At 54.9% G+C, this 22,796-nt stretch carries 17 protein-coding genes; 3 read left to right on the plus strand and 14 right to left on the minus strand.

Features of this window, described 5'->3' with window-relative positions:
• Positions 1-424: 424 nt before the first annotated feature.
• From IPN69_13565 to IPN69_13620, 12 genes are all read right to left on the minus strand, one after another.
• The gene (locus IPN69_13565; GenBank protein ID MBK8811744.1) at positions 425-784 is read right to left on the minus strand and encodes a hypothetical protein; all 360 of its coding nucleotides are present in this window, start codon (positions 782-784) and stop codon (positions 425-427) included.
• 747 nt (positions 785-1,531) lie between these two features.
• Positions 1,532-2,884 (minus strand): HK97 family phage prohead protease, encoded by a 1,353-nt coding sequence (locus IPN69_13570; protein MBK8811745.1) that lies wholly within the window; start codon positions 2,882-2,884, stop codon positions 1,532-1,534.
• A gap of 1,381 nt (positions 2,885-4,265) precedes the next feature.
• Positions 4,266-5,099, minus strand: a complete 834-nt coding sequence (locus tag IPN69_13575) for a hypothetical protein (protein MBK8811746.1) — start codon at positions 5,097-5,099, stop codon at positions 4,266-4,268.
• Positions 5,100-5,189: 90 nt separating this feature from the next.
• Entirely contained in the window at positions 5,190-5,723 is a 534-nt protein-coding gene (locus IPN69_13580) for a hypothetical protein (GenBank protein ID MBK8811747.1), read from the minus strand.
• A 576-nt stretch (positions 5,724-6,299) separates the two neighbouring features.
• Complete coding sequence (locus tag IPN69_13585) at positions 6,300-7,343, minus strand: hypothetical protein (GenBank protein ID MBK8811748.1); 1,044 nt, start codon at positions 7,341-7,343, stop codon at positions 6,300-6,302.
• A 105-nt stretch (positions 7,344-7,448) separates the two neighbouring features.
• Positions 7,449-7,994: a hypothetical protein gene (locus IPN69_13590; GenBank protein MBK8811749.1), complete on the minus strand. Its 546-nt coding sequence runs from the start codon at positions 7,992-7,994 to the stop codon at positions 7,449-7,451.
• Positions 7,985-9,256 carry a hypothetical protein gene (locus tag IPN69_13595; protein MBK8811750.1) on the minus strand — a complete coding sequence of 424 codons (1,272 nt, stop codon included), beginning with the start codon at positions 9,254-9,256 and terminating at the stop codon, positions 7,985-7,987. The genes IPN69_13590 and IPN69_13595 overlap by 10 nt, the downstream gene beginning before the upstream one ends.
• Complete coding sequence (locus IPN69_13600) at positions 9,234-9,848, minus strand: hypothetical protein (protein MBK8811751.1); 615 nt, start codon at positions 9,846-9,848, stop codon at positions 9,234-9,236. The genes IPN69_13595 and IPN69_13600 overlap by 23 nt, the downstream gene beginning before the upstream one ends.
• Positions 9,849-9,878: 30 nt before the next feature.
• Positions 9,879-10,901: a hypothetical protein gene (locus IPN69_13605; protein ID MBK8811752.1), complete on the minus strand. Its 1,023-nt coding sequence runs from the start codon at positions 10,899-10,901 to the stop codon at positions 9,879-9,881.
• Positions 10,902-11,487: 586 nt separating this feature from the next.
• Positions 11,488-13,293, minus strand: a complete 1,806-nt coding sequence (locus tag IPN69_13610) for a hypothetical protein (protein MBK8811753.1) — start codon at positions 13,291-13,293, stop codon at positions 11,488-11,490.
• A gap of 350 nt (positions 13,294-13,643) precedes the next feature.
• Entirely contained in the window at positions 13,644-15,275 is a 1,632-nt protein-coding gene (locus tag IPN69_13615; protein MBK8811754.1) for a hypothetical protein, read from the minus strand.
• Entirely contained in the window at positions 15,272-16,087 is an 816-nt protein-coding gene (locus tag IPN69_13620; GenBank protein ID MBK8811755.1) for an RHS repeat protein, read from the minus strand. Before IPN69_13620 ends, IPN69_13615 begins: the two co-directional genes overlap by 4 nt.
• A gap of 631 nt (positions 16,088-16,718) precedes the next feature.
• On the opposite strand from IPN69_13620, the gene argS reads away from it, so the two are divergent.
• The 3 genes from argS (at position 16,719) to aroF (ending at position 20,491) form a co-directional block, all read left to right on the plus strand.
• Positions 16,719-18,707, plus strand: coding sequence for an arginine--tRNA ligase (gene argS, locus IPN69_13625; GenBank protein ID MBK8811756.1), 1,989 nt, complete (start codon positions 16,719-16,721; stop codon positions 18,705-18,707).
• Positions 18,708-18,929: 222 nt separating this feature from the next.
• Complete coding sequence (locus tag IPN69_13630; protein ID MBK8811757.1) at positions 18,930-19,454, plus strand: ferritin-like domain-containing protein; 525 nt, start codon at positions 18,930-18,932, stop codon at positions 19,452-19,454.
• A 5-nt stretch (positions 19,455-19,459) separates the two neighbouring features.
• Entirely contained in the window at positions 19,460-20,491 is a 1,032-nt protein-coding gene (aroF, locus tag IPN69_13635; GenBank protein ID MBK8811758.1) for a 3-deoxy-7-phosphoheptulonate synthase, read from the plus strand.
• A 230-nt stretch (positions 20,492-20,721) separates the two neighbouring features.
• Here aroF and IPN69_13640 read toward each other — a convergent pair whose 3' ends face one another.
• Both IPN69_13640 and atpD read right to left on the minus strand, forming a co-directional pair.
• Positions 20,722-21,120, minus strand: a complete 399-nt coding sequence (locus IPN69_13640; GenBank protein ID MBK8811759.1) for a F0F1 ATP synthase subunit epsilon — start codon at positions 21,118-21,120, stop codon at positions 20,722-20,724.
• 82 nt (positions 21,121-21,202) lie between these two features.
• On the minus strand, positions 21,203-22,717 hold the full coding sequence (gene atpD, locus IPN69_13645; protein ID MBK8811760.1) for a F0F1 ATP synthase subunit beta: 1,515 nt from the start codon (positions 22,715-22,717) through the stop codon (positions 21,203-21,205).
• Positions 22,718-22,796: the final 79 nt, after the last annotated feature.

Below are 22,796 nucleotides of genomic sequence, written 5' to 3' on the forward strand. Positions count from 1 at the left end.
TGAACACGAATCCTAAGAATCTCGTAATAACCGACATCATTCAAGCTACCTCCATATGAACGCCCAATGCTGTCCAGAGACTCGCGTTGGACTGCTTTCAAAGTTACAGATGTTTCTTATCGCAATTTCCCGTCGCCTTAGCGTAATCTGAAATTGCTCTGTGTCCACTTCGAAAGAACCGGGCAACCGCCTCGGGGATGCTTTGTTGGGTTAATTCCGGTGACCGTTCCAATGGCACCACTGAAAGCGGTAAATGGATTGCCACCGAGGGCGCCAAAAACTGCGACGGCCATGCCAGCAACAACTGTTTTGTTGTATTGGCTATTTCGATTGAACAACAATTCCGCCTGGACCGTGGTCCCAAATGCGTAATCCGCGGATCGCATCGGCGTGATGCCGATTAACCGGGACCTCATTTCGCCGATTATTCATTGATCGATGGCTCCGTCCGATCTCGTTTCATTTTGAGACCAAGAACCAATAAACCGGCAATCATCCCGTAGTACAACAATGGATAGGTTAGGTTGCCGTAAAACTTTACGAAAAGGTCATCGAGAATTCCGGTCGATCGTTCGTCTGCAAAACCTAGCAATTTGCTGTAGGCAACCGAAAAAGCGACTGCCAAGACAGCACTGATTACGAATATCCAGATTTGGAGCCGCTCCTTTTCAACTGATCTCATCAGAATCGCGGCCACAAAGGGACCGATTGGAAAGAGCAACAGGAGAACTCCACCAATACCGATCGTTATCATTTTTGCAGTACCTCCTTCGTTGAATCCCACGACGCTTCTATCTTTTCAGTTTGGAACCGAAATCCTTCACTCTCTTGATTACCACGTCAAACTTAGGAAGCAACCTCCGACGCCCGGACAGAGCGTCCGTTGGCATCGTACCCGTAGCCGAGATTGCGGAACTTGCCGTCCGCGACGACTTGCCCGGCATCATTATAAGTCGTTCCGGAGGCGGTTGTGAAGCGATTGTTCGTTCAGGGATGTGACGTGGATCATCGCCATGCTTGGACTCCGATTCTCCGTCATTCCGACCAGGAACGAGTCGCGGCAGCGACGGCAGATGTTAGCCGTGCGGCGTAAGCCCACGGTGATGATCGCAATGGATTGCCGAGCCGCGGCAGCGGCGCCAGAATCGATCGCGAAGTGTTTGAATGATTCCCCGAAGCCAATTGTCTGCGATTGGCTGCCGCGTTAACGAATCTGAACATCGCTCTACCGTTGGAAAGTTCTGTCGCCGCTCTGCGGCTCAGGGATATGTTGCCGGCTCACCGTGGGCTCACGCCCACGGCTAACATCTGCCGTCGCTCCCGCGACATAGGACTCAAGATTCGAAGACCTCTCGCGAGCAACGCGACGAATGCGAAGATCCCGATCGTTTCGCCGAACGCCTGATGATCGGTTCGGACCATAACTGCCGACTTCGTTTCTTGTCGCCGTGGGCACCTTTCCGGGCGCGGGCCGACCCCATCTGCAGACGGCCGTTGTAGACGAAGTTCTGAACCGTCGTGTTTCCGTATGTCAGTTGCGCCGGAAGCGTGTTTGAGCCGAACCCGACCGAAGCGACGAAAGTCCGCTGCGCGTCCGCCACGGTCGAAAGCCGTCCCTTCGAATCATAACCGGTCGTGACGACGCGGCCCGACGGATATTCTTCGGCAGCCAGCGGTTCGCCGTTTGATCGGCCTCGGGTATCTGCGGCGCACCGGCCGCGGAATCCTCCGGCAGAATATCGATCGATTTGGCGAGTTCGATGATCCGCTCGCCGGCCGCGCGGAGATGTTTCCGCGCGTCGCCGTCGGGCGCGCTTTCGATCGCGCCTGCGACGGCTTTTAGAGACTTTTCGAGTTCGAGGGCGTAGCTCATCGCTTCGTCGTCGGTTTCGATTTCCAGTTCCGCGTTTGCGATATCGTTCCAGAACATGAACGAGGTGATCGCGGCCGACTTGAACTCGTCGAGCGCCTCGGCCCAGAGGGCGAGGATTTCCGTGAAATCGGTCTGCCCGAGCGCCTGAAGGTTCCAGACCTGATAGCTGAGCTGCCACCGGACTTCCCACAGAATGTCGTACAATTCCCAGAGCGTCGGTTCCTGGGCAAGGATGTCGTTGAACATTCCCTTGACGACGACCGGTTCGAGCGTCACCGCTTCGCCATTCGCGATCGCGTCGCGGATCGCACGACCCTTTTCCATTGCGGCGACGGTCAGCGGGAACGCGACCGACAACTGACGCGGCGCGGCGCCGGCGTTTTCTTTCGACATAACTTCTTCCTCTTCTGTGTTGGATTCAGGGACCGCGCGGGATGCGCGTTTTTCGGCAAGCCGCAGCGCTTTCTGCGCGGCGGTTACCCAGGACTGGCGGTTGCACGGAACGCCGACGATCGAAGTCTCGATGTACTCGACCTCTTCGATGATGATGCCCTTGTTGCGTTTGGGATTCGGCGACTTGTCGCGGACAAGGACGGTGACCGACGCCCCGAGCTTCGTGCCCGACCCGATCATCTGCCAGGTCTTGACCGCCCGCTCGTTGTCGGTCTGAACCTCGACGAGGTATTCAAGACAATAGACGTCGCCCGAACCTCCGCCGACGAGATCGGCGGTCTTCTTCTCTACCGTCGCTTCGGCCACGGTTCCGAAGACATCCTCCGGCACGTTGGTCGAGTGGTTCATGAACATCACCGTCCCGACCGCCGATGATTTCATCTGCTCAAGAGCCTTCTGCGACATGACGTCGCCGACAAGATCCTCGGCATTCGAAGACGCCGTCAGCCGGCAATACTTCCGACCATCCCTTTCGAAGGCCTTCAATACAGAGTCCGAAAGAAACTTGAATTTGATCTCGGATTCGTCGGTTTTGTGATCTTTATGCAAAATGCTCATCGGATTTCGACTCCGATGAGCATTCTAGAATTGCTTACGCACTAATTGTTTTGGTTACGGCGAACGCCGATCCTGCTCAAGAAACTCGCCAAGGCGAGGCAGGTGCTCAGAAGGCCACGTCGATCAACATCCCAACATTTTCGCGACCCGTATTCGCAACGCGATCTTGTCGAACGAGTCTCTTGCTTTTGATCTGATGTCACCTCGCTTTCGACGCGCCCCAAAAAAGCAGGGATAAAAACAAAAGGACTGAGCCTCGTCCAAAATACGACCAAGGATCTGTCGTTTGCATCAAAATCAGCGCAGCGAACTGCACTATTGAGCCAACAAGTGCCCCAACTGAGCACATCCGAAGCAATTTCTTTCCAAAACTAGCTCCGCTCGTTGTTGATTGCGGTTTGATTTCACCTGTCACCGGTTTCCGTTTCTCTCTCTCCATCGTCCGTAAGCGGGACCCTCACACCATTTCGTGGCACGCTGTCCAAAGCGAATCGCGGCAGAGAGGTTGGCCGAATCGAGCTTCCTTCACGCCATTACGTTCGGTTATTTGACTTCCTCCCCAAAATCGATGCCTCTGAGTTCCTTCTCGAGATTAACCAAGACATCGAAGCGCGTGGAAATGAGCGTAATCACATACTCGCCCTTTCGTATCAAAACAAAATTGTCCCTTACATTCGAACGATATGCCAGAACTTTGTCCCAAGCTCGACCTGATTTCAACCGCACCCGCGTGAATTTCGGCGTGTCGCCCAAGTTGTTGAAGGCGAGAAAGTAATTCGAGTCGCTCTTGAATTCGCGTCGACTAATTTTGGTGCTGGAGTATCGCTCGATCGAAACCAAAAGGCGGTCGTTGACTGTCAGATCAAAATGAAACCGACAATCGCTTGAGTACTTATCGCTCCGGTTCACTTTGATTTTGCCGAATTGTTGCTTTACCGAACTTTCGATCGCCTCGCACAGTTCTTTTGGGATTGTCTGGGAAGCAGCTGCGTTCCAGGCTGAAAATATCAAGCTGGTTAGTAGCAAGATCCGTCGAAAATCAATCTTGACGCAGCGCAAAACAGTCCGATTGCAAAGGGAAGGATTTGGGTCAGCCAGTTTCACTTTTTCTCGGTAAAGCATTTCTTGATTACCTCCTTTTGGTTCTCCAGGCTATCGGACCCATCAACATTGCCAAATATGTCCTCGGAAACGTCCGGCTTGAACGTTCCTATCGCGTGAAGAAACTCGTGGATGACGGTTGCGAGGGCATAATCGTACTTCGAGCCAGCCCCACTATCTTTAAACGCCTTGTTGACTGCTTTCTCGACCTTTTCCCGATACGCCTTCTGGTTCCTTGAGTTTCCCGCGGGGCAAAGCTCAATGACGAGGGTTCATTTCGTCAGCAAGAACGTCCGATTTTCAAAAATTCGCTCTTAAAACCCACGTAACCCGAATAGTAGTTGTCAATTTTCGTTAGTTCTTGAATAGACCAGTCGAAAAAGAGTGAACGGGTCTCCAAATCGCTGGACCTATTTAAGTCCAACCAGATGTTACTGGCACATATTTGGTCCAACAACGAATCAAACGCGAAATAATTATCAAAACCGGTGCGCAAATCAAATTGATTTTCGTCTCCAATAAAACGCAGGAGATCGACCAGCCTATTATTCCCGCTTTCATTTTGCGCCACTAGCCTTGTATGTATGGGTTTAAGTACTCGTTGAAGTTCTTCCAACTTCGATTCCTTCTCTTGGTTTCTTCGAGCAATTGATCCGAGCAACACATCAGTAACCTCAGACCCAATGGCATTGCAAGGTGTAATTCGCAAATCAGCGACACGTTCGAACAGCGTTTGCCAAGAATTCCAGGTTCTTGCGATCTTTTTGGTGAAATGGAGTTCTCCAAGGTCAAGGAGGCAACGAGCAGCCGAATCACCGTAAGCAACCTGAATCTCACCAAAACTTACATATAGCCTGCCAACATCAATCATGCGTCTTGCTTCGAGATATGAGTCAACGGCGCTTTGGGATTTGAGAATTCCATCAACGGGAAGCATTCCACCGGGCCCGTTAATAAAGCTCCTGCAAATCTGATGGATTCGCGCTGGATCCTCCGACAAACAAGAAGGCAATTCAAAAATGCTCCAAATCGGAACGAACTCATCGTACGCGAAAATCCAAAAATACCGGATCCAGGAAGTGGTCTCTGTTCGTGAGGCAAGTGAAATCTCCATAACGAACCTCAACTAGGGAAATGGAAAAGCGTTTCTCAGTAGAAATACAATCGTTCTGATCGCCCGCTCCAAGAGGCAACGATCGTCAAACTACTGATTCCGTTCTAGAACCGAACGAATCCTGACGGCGTACTCAACAACCGAAAGCCGTACATCATCGCTTGGCACCGGTTTGGAGATTGCATTCAAGAGTGATTGCTGCAATATCTCCGCGCCGAACTTCTTCCACGAACGGCCACCATTTCGCGTTTCGAAATAAAGCGGATCATTCTCATCGGAAAAGAAGAATATCCAACCGTTATCGGGACTGACGAAATCGAACGCCGCGATTTCTCGCGCTGCGCTGGGGATTTGAATCGGGTGCCATTTTCGTCCGCCGTCGTCCGTTCGGAAGATTCGGTTTTCGAGGCGTGTTGAGAACCAGCCGTGCCGATCATCGATGAACTTAAGTTGTGTAACTTGAGCCAAGTCTGACGACCGTCTGCTGGCCCAGATTGAATTCCAACTGCAACCGCCATCGTTCGTCCTAAACAACGAGTAACGCCGGCTTCGATCCTCAGTCTGGGATTCGGTCATCACCCATCCTTCGTCCGCGGTAACGAACGCTGCCGAAATCAGGTACATATCGGGAATTTTCGTGCCGCAAGATCTCCAAGTTATCCCGCCGTCACGGGATACAAGATTCTCCAATTCCGGTCCGCGATTCAACCATCCGATTTCTGGACTCGGAAAAACTATCGAATTGATGGCCCCAAGATCTGTTTTGCGCCAAGTAGAACCACCGTCGAACGTCTCCCAAGTATATAGTCCCGAGAGCCAACCATGGATGCGGTCAACAAAAAACAATCGGGCAGCGTAGTCTCTGCCGTGCCTCGATAGTTCGTCATCCGAACCAAGAAACGATATCTGCTCCCAGTGCTTCCCCGAATCCGAGGTTCGTACCAACGATTTGCCTTCCGAATCGAAAGCAACAAAGAAGTCAGCATCTACGGCGAACGGGCGAATTAGTCTGCGAGCACCCTTCACTTCGTTCCCGGCCCGGTTTGTCTCCAAGAGGAGGCGGCCATTATCCGCCAGGTTCTGATGCGGCCCGAGCTGTTTTCTAATCCCGAAGACTAATGCCCCTGACAGAAGCGCGAACAGAAGCAAAAAAGTCAGGTGCGTGAACTTCATCGATGGAAAAATCATTTCGACACCTCCTTACCAGAATCTGCTGCCGCCAATCACCGTGCCTCGCCCGCTCGTGCCCCCACGATTGAACCGAAACCCAAACTGAGGGCCACTATTCACCAACCGCCGGATCGCTTGAACCGCCGCAATCAGGTTGTCGCACTCACCGGGAACGAAGTTGAACAATTTCCGTTTGTCCTTGGTCAAGACTTCCTGCAGGCCACCGACAGAGAGGTTCTGATAATTTCCCGGTGCAGAACTCGCGAACTTGGCGGTCTTCCCTGGAGTGGTGACCGATTCGAACTGATTTGGCGCATTTGCAACGGCAAAGAACGTATTGTTTGGAGCCGATGGATAACCTGCCTCCCCCAATCTCAAATACAAAACGCTCGCCATCGCATCGTATTCATCGGTTGATTGGGGTCGAATTGTCATCGCCGCTCCCGCAGGGCCGTTCGTGGGAATCCAAATTGACGATGCCTCAGCAAAAACCACTCTGGCCGCATAGTTCAGATCTTCGCCCGTGATCTCAAGATTTCTCACTTTCCAAATGAAATCATCGGCAAAGAAATCAGGATCACATTTGTCGCCGAAAGACCCGCCGCCCCCTTCCCCAATGTAGCCGCCATTGCGAACTGGAGAAACTCCAAAGAATATCCACCACCAACTTGCGAAAGTAGAAGCCCAAGTGTGGACTTCCATCCTGAAAATCGGAACTTCGTCGTCAAGCCCACTCGGATCAACAAAGTTCGTCGGCTGGCTTTCGACGTACGAATAACGGTTCCAGCTTTGCGGATTGCCGACCGAGGCCGAGCCGTTGTACGGGTCGGGCGATGTCCAGCGCCCGGCGCGGTTTTCGTTTTTGCGGAACCACGTGTGGTTGAGCTCTGTCGAGTCCTTTTCGGTCAGGCCGTAGCCTTGCCGGTTCGAGGTCGGGGCGCCGAAGCCCTGAGCCGTCGTTCTCAGGCCAATTCCCGAGGCGATCGGTTCGCCGAACGCCTGATGGTCGGTTCTCGATTTGACGAAACCGCCGGCATTGACTCCCGCACGGACCGATCCCTGCCAGTCCTGCAAATGGTATTTGACGCCGCCCTCGTCCTGCGGTGAATCCCGCCGTATTCGGCGGCGAGCTTCGCGAAAGCAAAATTCGTTGAGAGAAAATCACGCCGATATCTCCATTTACAGGCGACCGGATAAATCCAAATCGCGACAAAACTCATCCATTCCATCGACAAGAATTTGAATTGTCATGAACGCGATGATGTGAGGCAGACTCGGATCCCCATTGGGTGCGGTACAATCCTCAAACAGCGGGTTTAAGTAACACTGTTTTGATACAATCTTCACGATCCGAATCCGTTGATATCGCGTTTCGGCGACAGAGAAGTCAAGTTTTTCGAATTCGCGGCACAAAGCATCGCGAATCTGTCGATTCGCCAAGGCGGTCGATGCTTTTGACCGGAACTCAACGATGTCAGGCTTGTCCAAAAGGCGTCCGGTTGCAGTTTCAAGCACCGTCTCAAAAAGGCAAACCATTAGCTTTGAAACGAACGAATCGCGTTGAGGTTCATTGTCATTGAACTTAAATTTGATTATCCGCTCCCAAGACAAGAACGCCTGAATTGCGTTTTGTTCAAACTCATTGTATTCGTCATCCGCACGATTCGCCATAGTCGTCAAGTGTATTTCCAATTCTCGAAGCAATGAAATCGATGTTAATCCCAACTTCCACCTGCTCCACCGCCACCCAAATCTCCTCCTCCAAAACCGTCCCACACCACACTTCCGCGTAACCCCGCCGACGCGACACGAGTACGGGAACTAGGACGAGCAACTCCGGGACTCGACCCTAGGAGAACACGCGGAGATTTTTGACTCTTGAATCCAACTGTTTTCGGTTTCGGTTTCGGTTTCGGTTTCGGTTTCGGCTTTGGCTTTGACGGCGGCTTTGGTTTATCTGGCGGTCGGTCCGGGTCGCCCGGGGGCAACTCTGGCGGAGAACTTCCTGGTCTACATATTGACCACCAGAACAGCGCCATTTCAACTAGCGCCCGGCATGCAATTGACGGGTTTGTGCCGCCGATGCATCTCAACGCCAAAAGAGTAAAGGCAGCCGCAGCAGCGCACGCGATGATATCTACGGGCCCTATTGCCGAACTACCTATTGCACCGCCGTCGACGATACCCCGATCACCCGTTCGACCAGTATCCTGTTCCGTCGGACACCACTGCACCTCAAATGTCCGTTGCCTCGGCGTATCGAAGTCAATCGTTATGTAAAAGAGAGTTCGACAACCCGAGGCCTGATAAAAAAGACCACTCGGATCAACCCAGTTTGTCGGATCATTTCGCACGTAAGTGAATCGATTCCAAGATTGGGGGTCATCCACGTTAGCGGATTCACTTAATGGATCGGGCGATGTCCAGCGTCCGGCGCGGTTTTCGTTTTTGCGGAACCAGGTGTGGTTGAGATCGGTCGCCGGGTCGTTCTCGGTCAGGCCGTAGCCGTGCCGTATTGCCGGGGCACCGAAGCCCTGGGCCGTCGTTCGCAGGCCGATGCCGGATGCGATATCCTCGCCGAACGCCTGATGATCGGTCCTCGACTTAACATATCCCGCGGCATTCAACCCGGCGCGGACCGAGCCCTGCCAGTCCTGCAGATAGAACTTGACGCCGCCCTCGTCCCCGGGAACCGTCCCGCCGTATTCGGCGACGAGTTTCCCGAACGCGTCATAGATCACGAATTGCCAAACATCATTCACCTTCTCGGCAACCCGGTTCCCGAGCGCGTCGTAGACCGACACCGCGTCGGGCTTGTTTGCCTCAGACGCCCGGACAGTGCGTCCGTTCGCGTCGTAGCCGTAGCCGAGATTGCGGAACTTGCCGTCCGTGACGACCTGTCCATTGTCATTGTACGCCGTTCCAAACCAGCGGTTTGCGACACTCGAATTCGTTCTCCGAAGTTCATCCAGATCCCATGATCTCATTCACATAGTTGTTCCATTCCGCGGAGTCGGCAAAATCTCGTTCGATCGAACTCAATTCCTTCGAGAATCGTAAAACAACGTCGATCGTTCGATTGCACGGAGAACCACACTGCTCGTTGACAATCAGAAGCTTGCCAGTTAGAGTGAGTCCTCTAATTTTTCCGCGAAACACAATGGTTTCAACGGTGTGCGACCGGATCTTAGACCGTGCGCCCTTGATCTTCAACGATGTCCGAAAAGAAATATTGCCACTGCTGCCGTCATACTTCACATCCTCAAGAATGCCGAGCGGCGGATCTCCGATTGGCAGAAGATCGTCGGACCCGGAAGCGATCCCCCGGTAATTTTCTGCCTGCTCCCAAAGCGAGATGGAATACCCCCACTGATGTTCACCATCGGTGCGGACGCTTGTATAGGTTCCTTTGAAGACGATCGGCGACTTCCGTGCCGGACTTCTGAAAACCTCGTTAGTTTGAGTTGGAGTCGGAGTCGGATCAGGATCGAGTGACCGGATATCAGCGGTTTTGCTCGTCTGCATACAACTTAAGCTCGTCGCGAACGCGACGATGAATCCTATTATCATCCGTTTCATAAATCACTCCGAATAAAAGAAATCTGCACCTCAATTAACCCCGAGGTAGTTGAAATGATGCCCTCCACCGTGTCCTTTTCCTTGCTCGAGGCTGCACCTCTTTGCAAAAACCTTGATTTGACTAGCGGTAACGCCTGCAATTGAAATGTCAAAGGCGGTTCCCCTTGTGTGATTGCTTATCTTGGCAGACGGACGCTCAGCAAGGTCATGGCCACTTTTGCCTATCTCCTTTCGGAGTTGGGTCTTGAGATTTTGACATTCTGGCTGCTTATTGTTTTTTAGCAGCTGCCATTTGTCCCAAACCTCTAGTAAATGATCCTGATATGCCTGAGGACGATAGCCGGAATTCACTGTAAACCCGCGCGCGTCGGTGGAACCGGTTTCGAGAGGCTGACCCGGTGCCACCGAGGCCAATTCAGGTACAATCTGATTCTGCAGACAGCGTAGCGCGTCGCGTGTGCCCGAAGTCAATCCTCCCAGGTTCACTCTGTCGCCACTCTCGTATTTCTGTGCGTCCGGATTGGTTATCGGGCTTAGAGGTGCGACGGCGCACTGTTTCGGCTTATTTTGACTTTCAGCACCGTCCCCGCCCGCGCCCGCGCCTCCGTCCCAAGGTCCGCGTCTGCCAGTGTCCCAGCCCGCACCATCATCGTAAACCAATTGGCACGACCAATCACCATAGATCCGATTACCTTCGCCCAATTCGAAAAACGGTCTGGTGCAACTCCAAATTCTCAACAACCCGCTCGGATCAACGAAATTCGTCGGCTGATTCTCAACGTACGAATAACGGTTCCAGCTTTGCGGGTTGCCGACCGAGGCCGAGCCGTTGTAGGGGTCGGGCGATGTCCAGCGGCCGGCGCGGTTTTCGTTTTTGCGGAACCAGGTGTGGTTGAGCCCCGTCGAGTCCTTTTCGGTCAGGCCGTAGCCTTGCCGGTTCGCTTGCGGGGCGCCGAAGCCTTGGGTTCCGGTTCTCAGGCCGATGCCGGATTCGATCGGTTCGCCGAACGCCTGATGATCGGTTCTCGATTTGACGTACCCGCCCGCGTTCACACCCGCGCGGACCGATCCTTGCCAGTCCTGCAGATAGAACTTGACGCCGCGTTCGTCTTGCAGGCTTGTACCGCCCAATCTATCAACAAACATCAGGGAAACGGCAAGTCATTCACACGAATCGCATTCAGATTTTCCTTTGCAGCCTGTCTCGCTACCCAATTACTGACTACGGCAACTTCGCCGAATCATCCACGTACATGTTGAACTTGTCTGACGCCTAGGGACTTGATCTCCGATCCGCATTTGTGGACCTTCTATAATGAATCAACATACTTACGAACGTGTAGATCGGGATTCCGCTAAGAACACCAATCAGCCACACGATCATAAACGGTAAGCCCGCGTAGACGGGCGACCCGTTTTCGTATCGATCAACAAACCCAGAACCCACCAGCGACAATAGTAAATAGGATTGCCAAAAACAAATCCGCGCAGGATACCCGCTAAGGATTTGAAGCTTGTCTGCGGCGATGCCGACAATGGTCACAATGCACGTCGCAAGCACACCGATCCCCAAATGTCCCAAGCATGTCAATGCGCCTGTTCGTTGAAAAAAATAAATAAAACTCGACATTCTGGATCCTCAACCCTTCACCGTGACCGTTGCGATTGTATCCAACTCAACAGGGCACGGCGTCGCGCCTTCTCGTTTCAACTGTCGAATAATTCTCGAGGCATTGTTCCGGGCTCTTGTTTCGAAAGCGTTAGCGTCATACGTTGCGCCTGCCGCGTTCGATCCGGGCGCAATCAGGGCTTGAAACCGCCCTTCAACCGTGTAACCTATAACAAATCCGACTGTTCCAAGCCGTCGGTACTGGTCAGAATGCGTAATTTCATGGGCTAGAAACTCCAGCGCCTCCCAAGTCGCTCCGAGAAAGCTCAAAAAGTCCGCTGAGCTGGACGTGTGGATAGTGTTTCCAACAGTTATTCCTCCGATTGTCCCCCCAGCCGTCGTCTTCGTGGGAGCCCACTCAGGTAGCCCGAGTTCAACACGAATAGCGTTTAGATCAAGGTTCGGAAAGAACTTTTTCAACAGATTCTTCACACATGGCGTGAGACCCGCCGTCGAACTGGCGGCCCCGCCACCGCCTCCTCCACCGCTTCCGCCCGGCAGGCCCGGATCGCCACCGGGTGTCCCAGGATCCGCGCCGCCAGTTCCGTCGTCATACCAATATCTATTAATGTATTCGGTGCAATGAAACCGTCCGTCGTTCGGATTAAACACGCAACCCAGCCCCTGCCTTACATCGATATATCTCAACTGCAAACCGCTCGGATCGACGTAGTTCGTCGGCTGGCTTACAACATACGAATACCGGTTCCAGCTCTGGGGATTGCCGACCGAGGCCGAGCCGTTGTACGGGTCGGGCGATGTCCATCTTCCGGCGCGGTTTTCGTTTTTGCGGAACCACGTGTGGTTGAGGCCGGTCGCCGAATCCTTTTCGGTCAGGCCGTAGCCTTGCCGGTTCGAGGTCGGGGCGCCGAAGCCCTGGGCCGTCGTTCGCAGGCCGATGCCGGATGCGATGTCCTCGCCGAACGCCTGATGATCGGTTCTCGACTTAACATATCCCGCGGAGTTCACACCCGCGCGGACCGATCCTTGCCAGTCCTGCAGATGGAACTTGACGCCGCCCTCGTCTTGCGGAACCGTCCCGCCGTATTCGGCGACGAGCTTCCCGAACGCGTCATAGATCACGAATTGCCAAACATCATTGACCTTCTCGGCCACGCGGTTCCCGAGCGCGTCGTAAACCGAAACCGCGTCGGGCCTGTTTGCTTCCGACGCCCGGACAGTGCGTCCGTTGGCATCGTACCCGTAGCCGAGATTGCGGAACTTGCCGTCGGTAACGACCTGTCCATTGTCATTGTACGCCGTCCCCGACGCGCTTGTGAAGCGGTTTTTCGCCGGGTCGATGTCGCCGGGTTCGATCGGCGTGAAGACGATCGGCGTGTCCTGTCCGGTCGTCGGGTTCGACGTCGCCTTTCTGAAAAGGTTGCCGAAACGGTCGAATTCGAAGACCTGTTTGTAGGACAACGCTTCGTTGTCGCCGCGCGTTTCCCTCGCTTCCTTCAAACGCCCGACCGAATCGTAACTGAACTTCTGCGTCCACTGTTTTTGGCTGCCGATGTAACTGACTACGCTCTCGAGTTTGCCGTTGTTTTTCAACTGGCTCTGCGCATTGAGTTCGCCGAATCCGTATTCGTATTTCTGCAGGACCTCGGTCCCGCGTTTCAGATCCTGCGACTTCATCTGAAGCCGTTCGTTGAAATCGAAGTTCTGAACCGTCCCGTTGCCGAGCGCGATCTGGGTCGGCAGCGTGGCGGCGCCGAACGTGACGCCGCTCAAATACGTCCGATCGGCGTCGGCGACCGATGACATCCGGCCCATTCGTGTCGTTTTCGTTCAGCGTCGCATTCGCTTCGACCTGTTATTTCCAGATTTACGGCTTCGCTCGCTTATATCGGGCAACGAGGCCCACGCAATAGCCCAGTATGAGAAGAAGTGGAATAATTCGAGCGAAATCATCAGCAAAAATGTTGAGCATTACGAAACGACAGGGCGACGCACCTTCCCCGAACAGGCATCGAACGAGATCCACAACTATTAGCCAAAATAACATCGCGCAGAACATTATCAGGGTCATCGTAAGCCCTTCCACGATAGTCTCTTTTGCAAAATTCATATAAGCTCCATTGATCGGCATCAAAACGAATGTGTGGCAGTCCGATTTCATGCCATTATCCAAGAAGAATCGGTCGCCGATCCCAAAAGCGCTTCGGTTTGTATTTTCGATCGCATCTTTGCAATGCTCGCCGTTTGTCAGCGAAAAACTCGTCCCGTTTAACAGCATTCGGATAGGACTTTCGAATAACATCCATTGTTAGGTTATATGCCTTCCATGCTTGGGTTTCGTTAATGATGTAAGATCGCGTGGCCCCAACTATTACGAAACCAGCCCCAACGACGGCGCCGACAATTGCACCAGGGATACCGGCTCCGAAATACGCACCAATGGCAGCACCGGCCGCAACCGCCAATACTCCCCAGAATATCGCTTCTTTTGTCGTAATTGCCCCTCCATCAATCGCAATTTCGCGGAGATCCCGAGCCAACTTCGTCTGAAGGTTATAGTCTCTGATTTCGGCTTCCGATGCGGCAGGAGGCTTAGAAAAGTCCTTTTCGACCTTAGCAACACAATCGTCATAATCCGGATTGCCCGCGGATGCGCTGCCGCTGCCGCCTACTCCGCCGCCCGGTTCGCCAGTTGGAGTGCCGATGCCCGGATCATCGTTGACTATCCACCAGCCGGTCAGTGTGCAGACGGTAACAAACCAATCGATATATAGGACTCGTTCGCAACTGTACATTGGAATCGCCATCCGCAGACCACTCGGATCGACGAAATTCGTCGGCTGGCTTTCGACATACGAATACCGATTCCAGCTTTGCGGATTGCCGACCGAGGCCGAGCCGTTGTAGGGGTCGGGCGATGTCCAGCGTCCGGCACGGTTTTCGTTTTTGCGGAACCACGTGTGGTTGAGCCCCGTCGAGTCCTTTTCGGTCAGGCCGTAACCTTGCCGGTTCGCTTGCGGTGCGCCGAAGCCCTGGGCCGTCGTTCTCAGTCCGATGCCGGATCCGATGTCCTCGCCGAACGCCTGATGATCGGTTCTCGACTTAACATATCCCGCGGCATTCACACCCGCGCGGACCGAGCCCTGCCAGTCCTGCAAGTAATACTTGACCCCGCCCTCGTCTTGCGGGACGGTCCCGCCGTACTCGGCGACGAGCTTCCCGAAAGCGTCATAGATCACGAATTGCCAAACATCATTCACCTTCTCGGCAACCCGGTTCCCGATCGCGTCGTAAACCGAAACCGCATCGGGCTGGTTCGTCTGCGATGCCCGGACCATTCGTCCGTTCGCGTCGTACCCGTAACCGAGATTGCGGAACTTGCCGTCCGCGACGACCTGTCCGTTGTCATTGTACGCCGTTCCCGAGGCGGTTGTGAAGCGGTTTTTCGCCGGGTCGATGTCGCCGGGTTCGATCGGCGTGAAGACGATCGGCGTGTCCTGTCCGGACGTCGGGTTCGACGTCGCCTTCCGGAAAAGATTTCCGAACCGATCGTACTCGAAAATCTGCTTGTAACTGACCGTGCTCGTCGTCGGATCGCCCTTCAGTTCCTTGGCTTCCGTCAAACGCCCGACAGAATCATACTGGAACTTCTGCGTCCATTGCTGGGCGGTTCCGATCCAGCTTGAAACGCTTTCAAGCTTGCCGTTGTTCTCCAAGCCCTGCGAAGTGACCTCTCCGAAGGTGTATGCGTATTTCTGAAGCACCTCGGAGCCGCGTTTCAGTTCCTGCGACTTCATCTGAAGCCGTTCGTTGAAATCGAAGGAACCGTCGAATTTCCGTATGTCAGTAGCGACGGAAGCGTGTCCGATCCGAACCCGACCGAAGCGAGGAAGGTCCTCTGCGCGTCCGCCACGGTCGAAAACCGTCCTTTTGAATCGTAACCGGTCGTGACGACGCGGCCCGACGGATATTTCTGGGAGGTGAGCTGTCCCGCCAGATTGTAACCGTATTCGAGCTGATAACTCTGGTCGCCGATCGTCTGGACGTGTTTCACGAGCCGTCCCATCAGATCGAAATCATAGAGCGTCTCGGTCGCGGGCGTCGCCTGCGTGCCGGTTCCGGCGGCGGTGGTAACCTTCGTCAGCGCGCCGATATTGTGGAATCCGGAACGCGCCTGATCGTAGTAGTAATCGACGTCGGGCGTTTCGTAGCCCGATTCTCCCTCGTAAGTCACTTTCTTCAGCCTGTTCAGACCGTCGTACTGCATCGCGGTATGGACTCCGTTGGCGTCGTACGCGTCGGTCAGAAGACCGTCTTCGTTGTAAGTGAGGACTTTCGTCCACAGACCGCCCGTGGTGACCTTCGTCCCGGCGTCGTTGAGCGTCGCATTCGCCTCGACCTGCCGCTCGTGCGTCAGGCGCGAGAGCGAATCGTATTTGAACAGGCGTTCCTGCGTGACGGTTCCGTCCGACTGGGTGACCTTCGAAAGATTATCGTTCGCATCATATTCATAATGGGTCGGTAGGTTGGGTGATGCGACCGAACCGAGCGCGCCCGACGCATTCGGTTCGTCGACGCGGACCGCGCGGCCGAGTGCGTCGTACAGCATCCGGCGCTGTTTTCCGGCCGGATCGGTCGAAAGTACCCACGTTTTCTTAAGGCCGTCCGGATCGTCTCATTTTCGTTCCCGTCCTGCGGGATTCGTGAACTATTGGGAGTCAGGCATTTCAATTCCGAGCAAACGTTTCATCGACAACCCTCGCGAGCCGTCAAGACAAATCCTGCGCGGTCATCCGCAATCCGCGCCCTGCGTCAATTTGTATCGTCTTGGTCATCCCAAGGCTCATCGGATAGCCATTCGGCGTCTCCGGATTTTGTCGGAACTAAAGCCACTGTGTACCCTCCCCCGAACAAAGTCAGCTACTTTCTCATAATGTATTGACAAGCCCGTTTTATCTGTCAAAAGGAATCGGTTGCCGTGGCGGATTTCCGAACCGATTCCTGCCGGACGCTCATCGGGGCCGTAGATCGAATCAGCGGTGGATTAGCGAGGGTGGCGTCCGGTCGAGCCGCTTTCTCTGAAACTGTCTTCAACGGCGCGCGGGCCGATGGCTGAGAGCGTGGAAATTTCGAAATACTTCGTTGTCGGGTTGTCGCAGGCCCGTTCCGGGCGGTTTTCGCGCGGAACGGGCGGGGTTTGTTCTTCGGTCTTTATTCGATATACTTTCCTTTTTCTTTATATGAGCTTTTTAGCACTGCAAGACATATTGCGCACCGCGATCGCGGCGAGCGCTCTGAAGAATTTCGGCGTCGAACTCGAAAGCGTCCCGTGCGAGGTTCCGCCGCGCACGGAACTCGGCGACCTCGCCTTCCCCGTCTCGTTCGAACTCGCGAAACGGATCAAGCAGGCAACGGGCGAAAAGCGCAACCCACGCGAGATCGCGGAGACTCTGAAGGCGGCGCTCGAATCGTTCGACTTCGTCGGCAAGGTCGAAGTTGCCGGCGCCGGATATTTGAACGTGTTCTACGACCGCGCGAAATGGCTCGCCGAAAATTCCGACCGCGACTTTCTGCGAAGCACCGAATCCGGCCCGAAAGTGTGCGTCGAACATACGTCGGTGAACCCAAACAAAGCCGCGCATATCGGGCACGTTCGAAATTCGGTTCTCGGCGACACCTTTGTTCGGATCCTGCGCGCCGGCGGCCGCTCCGTCGAAGTCCAAAATTACATCGACAATACCGGCGTGCAGGTGGCGGACGTCGTCGTCGGTTTCGTCCATTTGCGAAAACTCGATCTTCCGGCGATCAGGCGACTTGCCGCCGAACTTGCGATACCCTTCGACTATTATTGTTGGGACCTCTACACCGAGGTCGGCCGTTTCTACGCCGAAGCCGAAGAAAACAAACAACTTCGGGCCGAAGTGCTGCACGAACTCGAGCGCGGGTCGGGAGAGATCTACGAATTGGCCGACTGGATCGCGACGCGAAACGTCGAATGCATCCTCAAAACGATGGAGCGTCTCGGCATCCGTTACGACCTGCTGCCGCGCGAGTCGGAAATTCTACATTTGAATTTCTGGGCAAAGGCTTTCGAGTTGATGAAGGAACGCGACGTCATCCGGCTCGAGACCGAGGGCAAGAACAAAGGCTGTTGGGTGATGCCGTTCGATTCGCACGAAGGGACGGACGAGCACGACAGCGACAAGATCCTTGTGCGTTCGAACGGGACAGTGACCTATACCGGCAAGGACATCGCGTATCAGATGTGGAAGCTCGGGCTGCTCGGACTCGATTTCAATTACAAGCTTTTTCAGACCTACGCCGACGGCAAGCAGGTCTGGATCACGTCGGGCGAAGCAACCGACGCTTCGGGCGTCCCCGCATTCGGCCATAGCGACACGGTTTACAACGTCATCGACACGCGGCAGTCGTATCCGCAGGAAGTCGTCAAAAAAGGCGTCGCGACGATCTTCCCGGAAAAAGGCGAGGCGGCGAGCGTGCACCTCAATTACGAAATGGTCGCGCTTAGTCCGGCGGCGGCGGAAGAACTCGGTTTCAGGCTTTCCGATGAGGACCGCGCCAAAAGCTTTATCGAAATGTCGGGCCGCAAAGGGCTCGGCGTCAAGGCCGACGATATGATCGACCGCCTCGAAGCGAACGCCAGGGGCGAGGTCGAATCGCGCCATCCCGACGTCTCGGACGATGAAAAAGCGCTGATCGCCCGCCAGATCGCGGTCGGTGCGCTGCGATATTTTCTGCTGAAATTCACGAAGAACACGGTTGTCGTATTCGATTTCAAGGAAGCGCTGTCGTTCGAGGGCGAAACTGGTGTTTACTGCCAGTACACCGCCGTCCGCACGAATTCCATCTTCCGCAAACTGCAGTCCGGCGATCTTGATGCCGCCCGCGCGCTTTTGCGGACGAATCGTGCCGAGGTTTCGGAATTGTTCGGTTCCGAGATCGGAAACGATATCTGGTCGATGGCGGCGGCAGCGTCGCGGATCGAAGAAGCGATCGCCGGCGCGGTGACGGCGGCCGAACCCGCGATTCTCGCGAAATATTGTTTCAGTCTCGCGAAGTCTTTTAATCTCTTCTATCACAACCACCGGATCATCGCCGAGGAGAACGCGGTGAAACGTGCCGTGCTGGTGGTCGTCGCCGACGTCACGCGCCGCGCTCTGACGGCCGGGTTGGCGACGATGGGAATCGAAGTTCCCGAGCGAATGTAGTTCTTATCCGGGCGATGGCAAAGATTTGCCCGCGAATCGATGCGATTTTGTTTTCGCGTATTTCGCGTCTTTCGCGGGAGAACGATTTCAATGCGTATGTGGGTTTATTTTGCGTGGCAAGCGAATTGCGGTGGCAAACGTGGACGCTGAATTTTCAGCCCAAACCGGCATCGCGGCATATGTTTCTTGGGTAAAGTGCGAAAACGGATTCGCAAAACGCAAATGGACGAAGCGAAACAGAGACTGATCCGGCTGGCACAGAAGGCTCACGCCGGCGAGCGTGCGGCGGCGTTGGCATATCGCGGCCATATCAGGGCGCTTACGCGTCCGGAAGAGATCGCCGCGGTGAAGCGGATCGAGAATGACGAATGGCGGCACCGGCGGCAGTTGTCGAGAATTCTTGCGGCGTTCGGCTGCCGGCCGCTTGCGTTACGCGAACTCGTTTTCAAAGCGGTCGGAACGTTCATCGCGTTAGGATGCCGTTTTTGCGGACGTTTTCAGGCGACCTATTTCGCCGGCGTTCTGGAGAGCGTCAATGTCTGTGAGTACAAAGAGGCGGCGCGGCTCGCTGAAACGCTGGGACTGGCTGAACTCGCGAACGAGTTCCGGGAAATGGAACGGACCGAGGCGGAACACGAACGGGTTCTCAAGGAAATGATCGACGGACACCCGTTGCTTCTTTTTTTCGCCGCCGTCTTCGGCTGGGGTAAGTCGGTTGAAGCCTCGAAAAAGATCGCGTTGAATTGAATTTTATGCTTATTGTAATGAAACCGGATGCGTCGGCCGAGCAGGTCAAACGCGTCCTTGAAATCATCGAACATCTTGGATTTCGCCCGCACGCGATGCCGGGAGCGTCGCGGACGGCGATCGGGATCACCGGCAACCAGGGCGCGGTCGATCCGGCGCATTTCGAGAATTTGCCGGGCGTCGCCGATGCGATCCGCGTCACGAAGCAGTACAAGCTGATCTCGCGTGATCTGCGGCCTGAAAAATCGATCGTCAAGGTCGGAAACGCAACCATCGGCGGCAGCGAACTGGCGGTGATCGCGGGACCCTGCGCGGTCGAAACCGTCGAGCAGGTCTTCGCGGCGGCCGAAGCGGTCGCGAAGAGCGGCGCGAAGTTCTTCCGCGGCGGCGCCTTCAAGCCGCGAACCTCTCCGTATGCCTTTCAGGGCAAGGGCGAGGATGGTTTGAAGATCCTTGCCGAAGTGCGCGAGCGTTACGGGCTGAACATCGTGACGGAAGCAATGGACGAACGCGGCGTCGATCTCGTCGAGAAATACGGCGATTGCATCCAGATCGGGGCGCGCAATATGCAAAACTTCTCGCTGCTCAAGTACGTCGGACGGACCCGCAAACCGATCCTGCTCAAACGCGGTCTTTCGGCGACGCTCGATGAATTTCTGCTTGCCGCCGAGTACATTATGGCTGAAGGAAACTACGACGTCATACTTTGCGAACGCGGGATCCGCACGTTTGCGGACCACGCGCGCAACACGATGGACCTATCGATCGTTCCCGCCGTCCAACGCCTGACGCATCTGCCGATAATCATCGATCCGTCACACGGCACGGGTCGCAATTATATGGTGAATCCCCTGGCGCGTGCCGGCGTTGCCGTCGGCGCCGACGGTTTGATCATCGAGATCCATCCGTGTCCCGAAGAGGCGCTCTGCGACGGCGCACAGGCTTTGACGCTCGATCAATATGCCGAACTCTATGAGCAGGTTCAGGCGATCCATACGGTTGTTTCGGCGCCGTCGTTCGCGGTCGCCGAAGCGTAACGCTCGTACGAGTAACGCCTTCAGGCGTGATCCGCAGCGCTAAGCCAACGGTTTCGTCGAATCATCGCGGTTTCAGACCACTGTCGCTGTCACGCCTAAAGGCGTTACTCAAACGGGTTACTCATACGGGTTACTCATACCGGTTACTCAAACGGGTTACGCATACGGGGTGATCGCACGAAAAAAGGGGTTGCCGTCGGGCAACCCCTTTTTTCGATTTGAACCAATCTCTATTTGCCGGCAGCGAGTTGCGCACGCGCCTGAGCCCGGTCGAGATTGTCCTTGTGGCTTTCGTATTCCTCAGCCGTTCCCTGCCAACCGGAGAGAGCCCTTCCGGCCGCATCGAGAGACTGTTTGGCATTTTCGGCGTCGATATCATCCGTCGTTTCGGCAAAATCGGCGAGAATCGAAACCTTGTTGTTGCTGATCTCGACAAAACCGCCGGCAATCACCATCTTTTCCGACTGCCCGCCTTTGGTGTAACTCAAAACGCCCGAACGAAGAGCAGAGATCAACGGCGCGTGATTCGTCATAATTCCAACATCGCCCGAAGCGGTCGGAATCGTCACCGAATCGACCGTCGCGTCAAGGACCTTTTTTTCAGGTGTTACGATTTCTAAATTCAACATATCTCAATTTGGGAATTGTGATTTGTGATTGCGGATTTGCAGCCCCGGTATTCCGAAATCGCAAATCCCCAATCACACATTGCTAAGCTGCCGCCGCCATCTTCTTGGCCTTTTCGCGCGCCTGTTCGATCGTTCCGACCATATAGAAGGCCTGTTCCGGCATATCGTCGCATTCGCCGTCGAGGATCGCCTTGAAGCCCTTGATCGTGTCCGGAACCTTGACGTATTCGCCCTTGAGCCCCGTGAACTGTTCACCGACCGTGAACGGCTGCGAGAAGAAGCGCTGGATCTTGCGGGCCCGCGAAACGGTCAGTTTGTCGTCTTCCGACAATTCGTCGAGACCGAGGATCGCGATGATGTCCTGAAGGTCTTTGTAGCGCTGCAGGATCTTCTTGACCGACTGCGCGACGTTGTAGTGTTCGTCACCGACGATCTGCGGATCAAGGATGCGCGAGTTAGAAGCCAGCGGATCGACGGCCGGATAGATCCCGAGTTCGACGATCTGGCGGGACAGAGCGGTGACGGCGTCAAGGTGCGCGAAGGTCGTCGCCGGCGCCGGATCGGTGTAATCGTCGGCCGGGACGTAAACGGCCTGGATCGACGTGATCGCGCCCGTTTTCGTCGACGTGATGCGCTCCTGCATTTCGCCCATTTCGGACGCGAGGTTCGGCTGGTAACCGACCGCCGAAGGCATACGCCCGAGAAGCGCGGACACTTCCGAACCGGCCTGCGTGAAACGGAAGATGTTGTCGACGAAGAAAAGCACGTCGTTGCCCTGATCACGGAAATACTCGGCGACGGTCAGACCCGACAACGCGACCCGAAGGCGCGCTCCCGGCGGTTCCGTCATCTGTCCGTAAACAAGCGCCACCTTAGACCCCTTGATCGATTCATGATCGACCTTTGTCAGATCAAAAGCGTGGTTCTCCTTGAAGTTCTTCATAAACTCCGGACCGTACGTGATGACCTCGGACTCGACCATTTCGCGCAGAAGATCGTTTCCTTCGCGTGTTCGCTCACCAACTCCGGCAAACACCGAATAACCGTCACGGCCTTTGGCGACGTTGTTGATGAGTTCCATAATGAGAACCGTCTTGCCAACGCCCGCACCGCCGAAAAGGCCGATCTTTCCGCCACGAAGGAACGGTTGGATGAGGTCGATGACCTTGATGCCCGTTTCGAACATCTCAAGAACCGTCGACTGCTCGTCAAACGCCGGGGCGTGACGATGGATCGAGGCGCGCGTGTCGCTGACGACGTCGCCGAGTTCGTCGACCGGATCGCCGATAACGTTCATCACGCGGCCGAGCGTCGCCGCGCCGACCGGAACCGTGATCGGTCCGCCCTGGTCGATGACCTTCATTCCGCGGACCATACCGTCGGTCGGAAGCATCGAAACCGCGCGGACGCGGCCTTCGCCAAGATGCTGCTGAACTTCCGCAATGACGTCGATCGTCGACTCAACGTCGAAACCGTCGCTGGTGATGCGAAGCGCCTGATAGATCGGCGGTAAATAATTGTTTGAAAACTCTACGTCCACGACCGGTCCGATAACCTGAACTACCTGTCCGATCTGTAGGGTGTCATTCTTAGCCATTTTATTAAGTTCTGCTCCTTTGATAGAAAAGAAAAACGTTCGTATAACAAAGGAAAAAGATTATCATATCGCTCAGATG

It is taken from the genome of Acidobacteriota bacterium (assembly GCA_016715115.1).
GTDB lineage: Bacteria > Acidobacteriota > Blastocatellia > Pyrinomonadales > Pyrinomonadaceae > JAFDVJ01.

Bases quoted from the DNA above. Each gene is read 5' to 3' on its own strand.
- IPN69_13570 (MBK8811745.1), bottom strand. From the start codon at position 2,884: ATGAGCATTTTGCATAAAGATCACAAAACCGACGAATCCGAGATCAAA.
- IPN69_13575 (MBK8811746.1), bottom strand. From the start codon at position 5,099: ATGGAGATTTCACTTGCCTCACGAACAGAGACCACTTCCTGGATCCGG.
- IPN69_13580 (MBK8811747.1), bottom strand. From the start codon at position 5,723: ATGTACCTGATTTCGGCAGCGTTCGTTACCGCGGACGAAGGATGGGTG.
- IPN69_13595 (MBK8811750.1), bottom strand. From the start codon at position 9,256: ATGAGATCATGGGATCTGGATGAACTTCGGAGAACGAATTCGAGTGTC.
- IPN69_13600 (MBK8811751.1), bottom strand. From the start codon at position 9,848: ATGAAACGGATGATAATAGGATTCATCGTCGCGTTCGCGACGAGCTTA.
- IPN69_13610 (MBK8811753.1), bottom strand. From the start codon at position 13,293: ATGGGCCGGATGTCATCGGTCGCCGACGCCGATCGGACGTATTTGAGC.
- IPN69_13615 (MBK8811754.1), bottom strand. From the start codon at position 15,275: ATGAAGTCGCAGGAACTGAAACGCGGCTCCGAGGTGCTTCAGAAATAC.
- IPN69_13620 (MBK8811755.1), bottom strand. From the start codon at position 16,087: ATGCTGTACGACGCACTCGGCCGCGCGGTCCGCGTCGACGAACCGAAT.
- argS (MBK8811756.1), top strand. From the start codon at position 16,719: ATGAGCTTTTTAGCACTGCAAGACATATTGCGCACCGCGATCGCGGCG.
- IPN69_13630 (MBK8811757.1), top strand. From the start codon at position 18,930: ATGGACGAAGCGAAACAGAGACTGATCCGGCTGGCACAGAAGGCTCAC.
- aroF (MBK8811758.1), top strand. From the start codon at position 19,460: ATGCTTATTGTAATGAAACCGGATGCGTCGGCCGAGCAGGTCAAACGC.
- IPN69_13640 (MBK8811759.1), bottom strand. From the start codon at position 21,120: ATGTTGAATTTAGAAATCGTAACACCTGAAAAAAAGGTCCTTGACGCG.
- atpD (MBK8811760.1), bottom strand. From the start codon at position 22,717: ATGGCTAAGAATGACACCCTACAGATCGGACAGGTAGTTCAGGTTATC.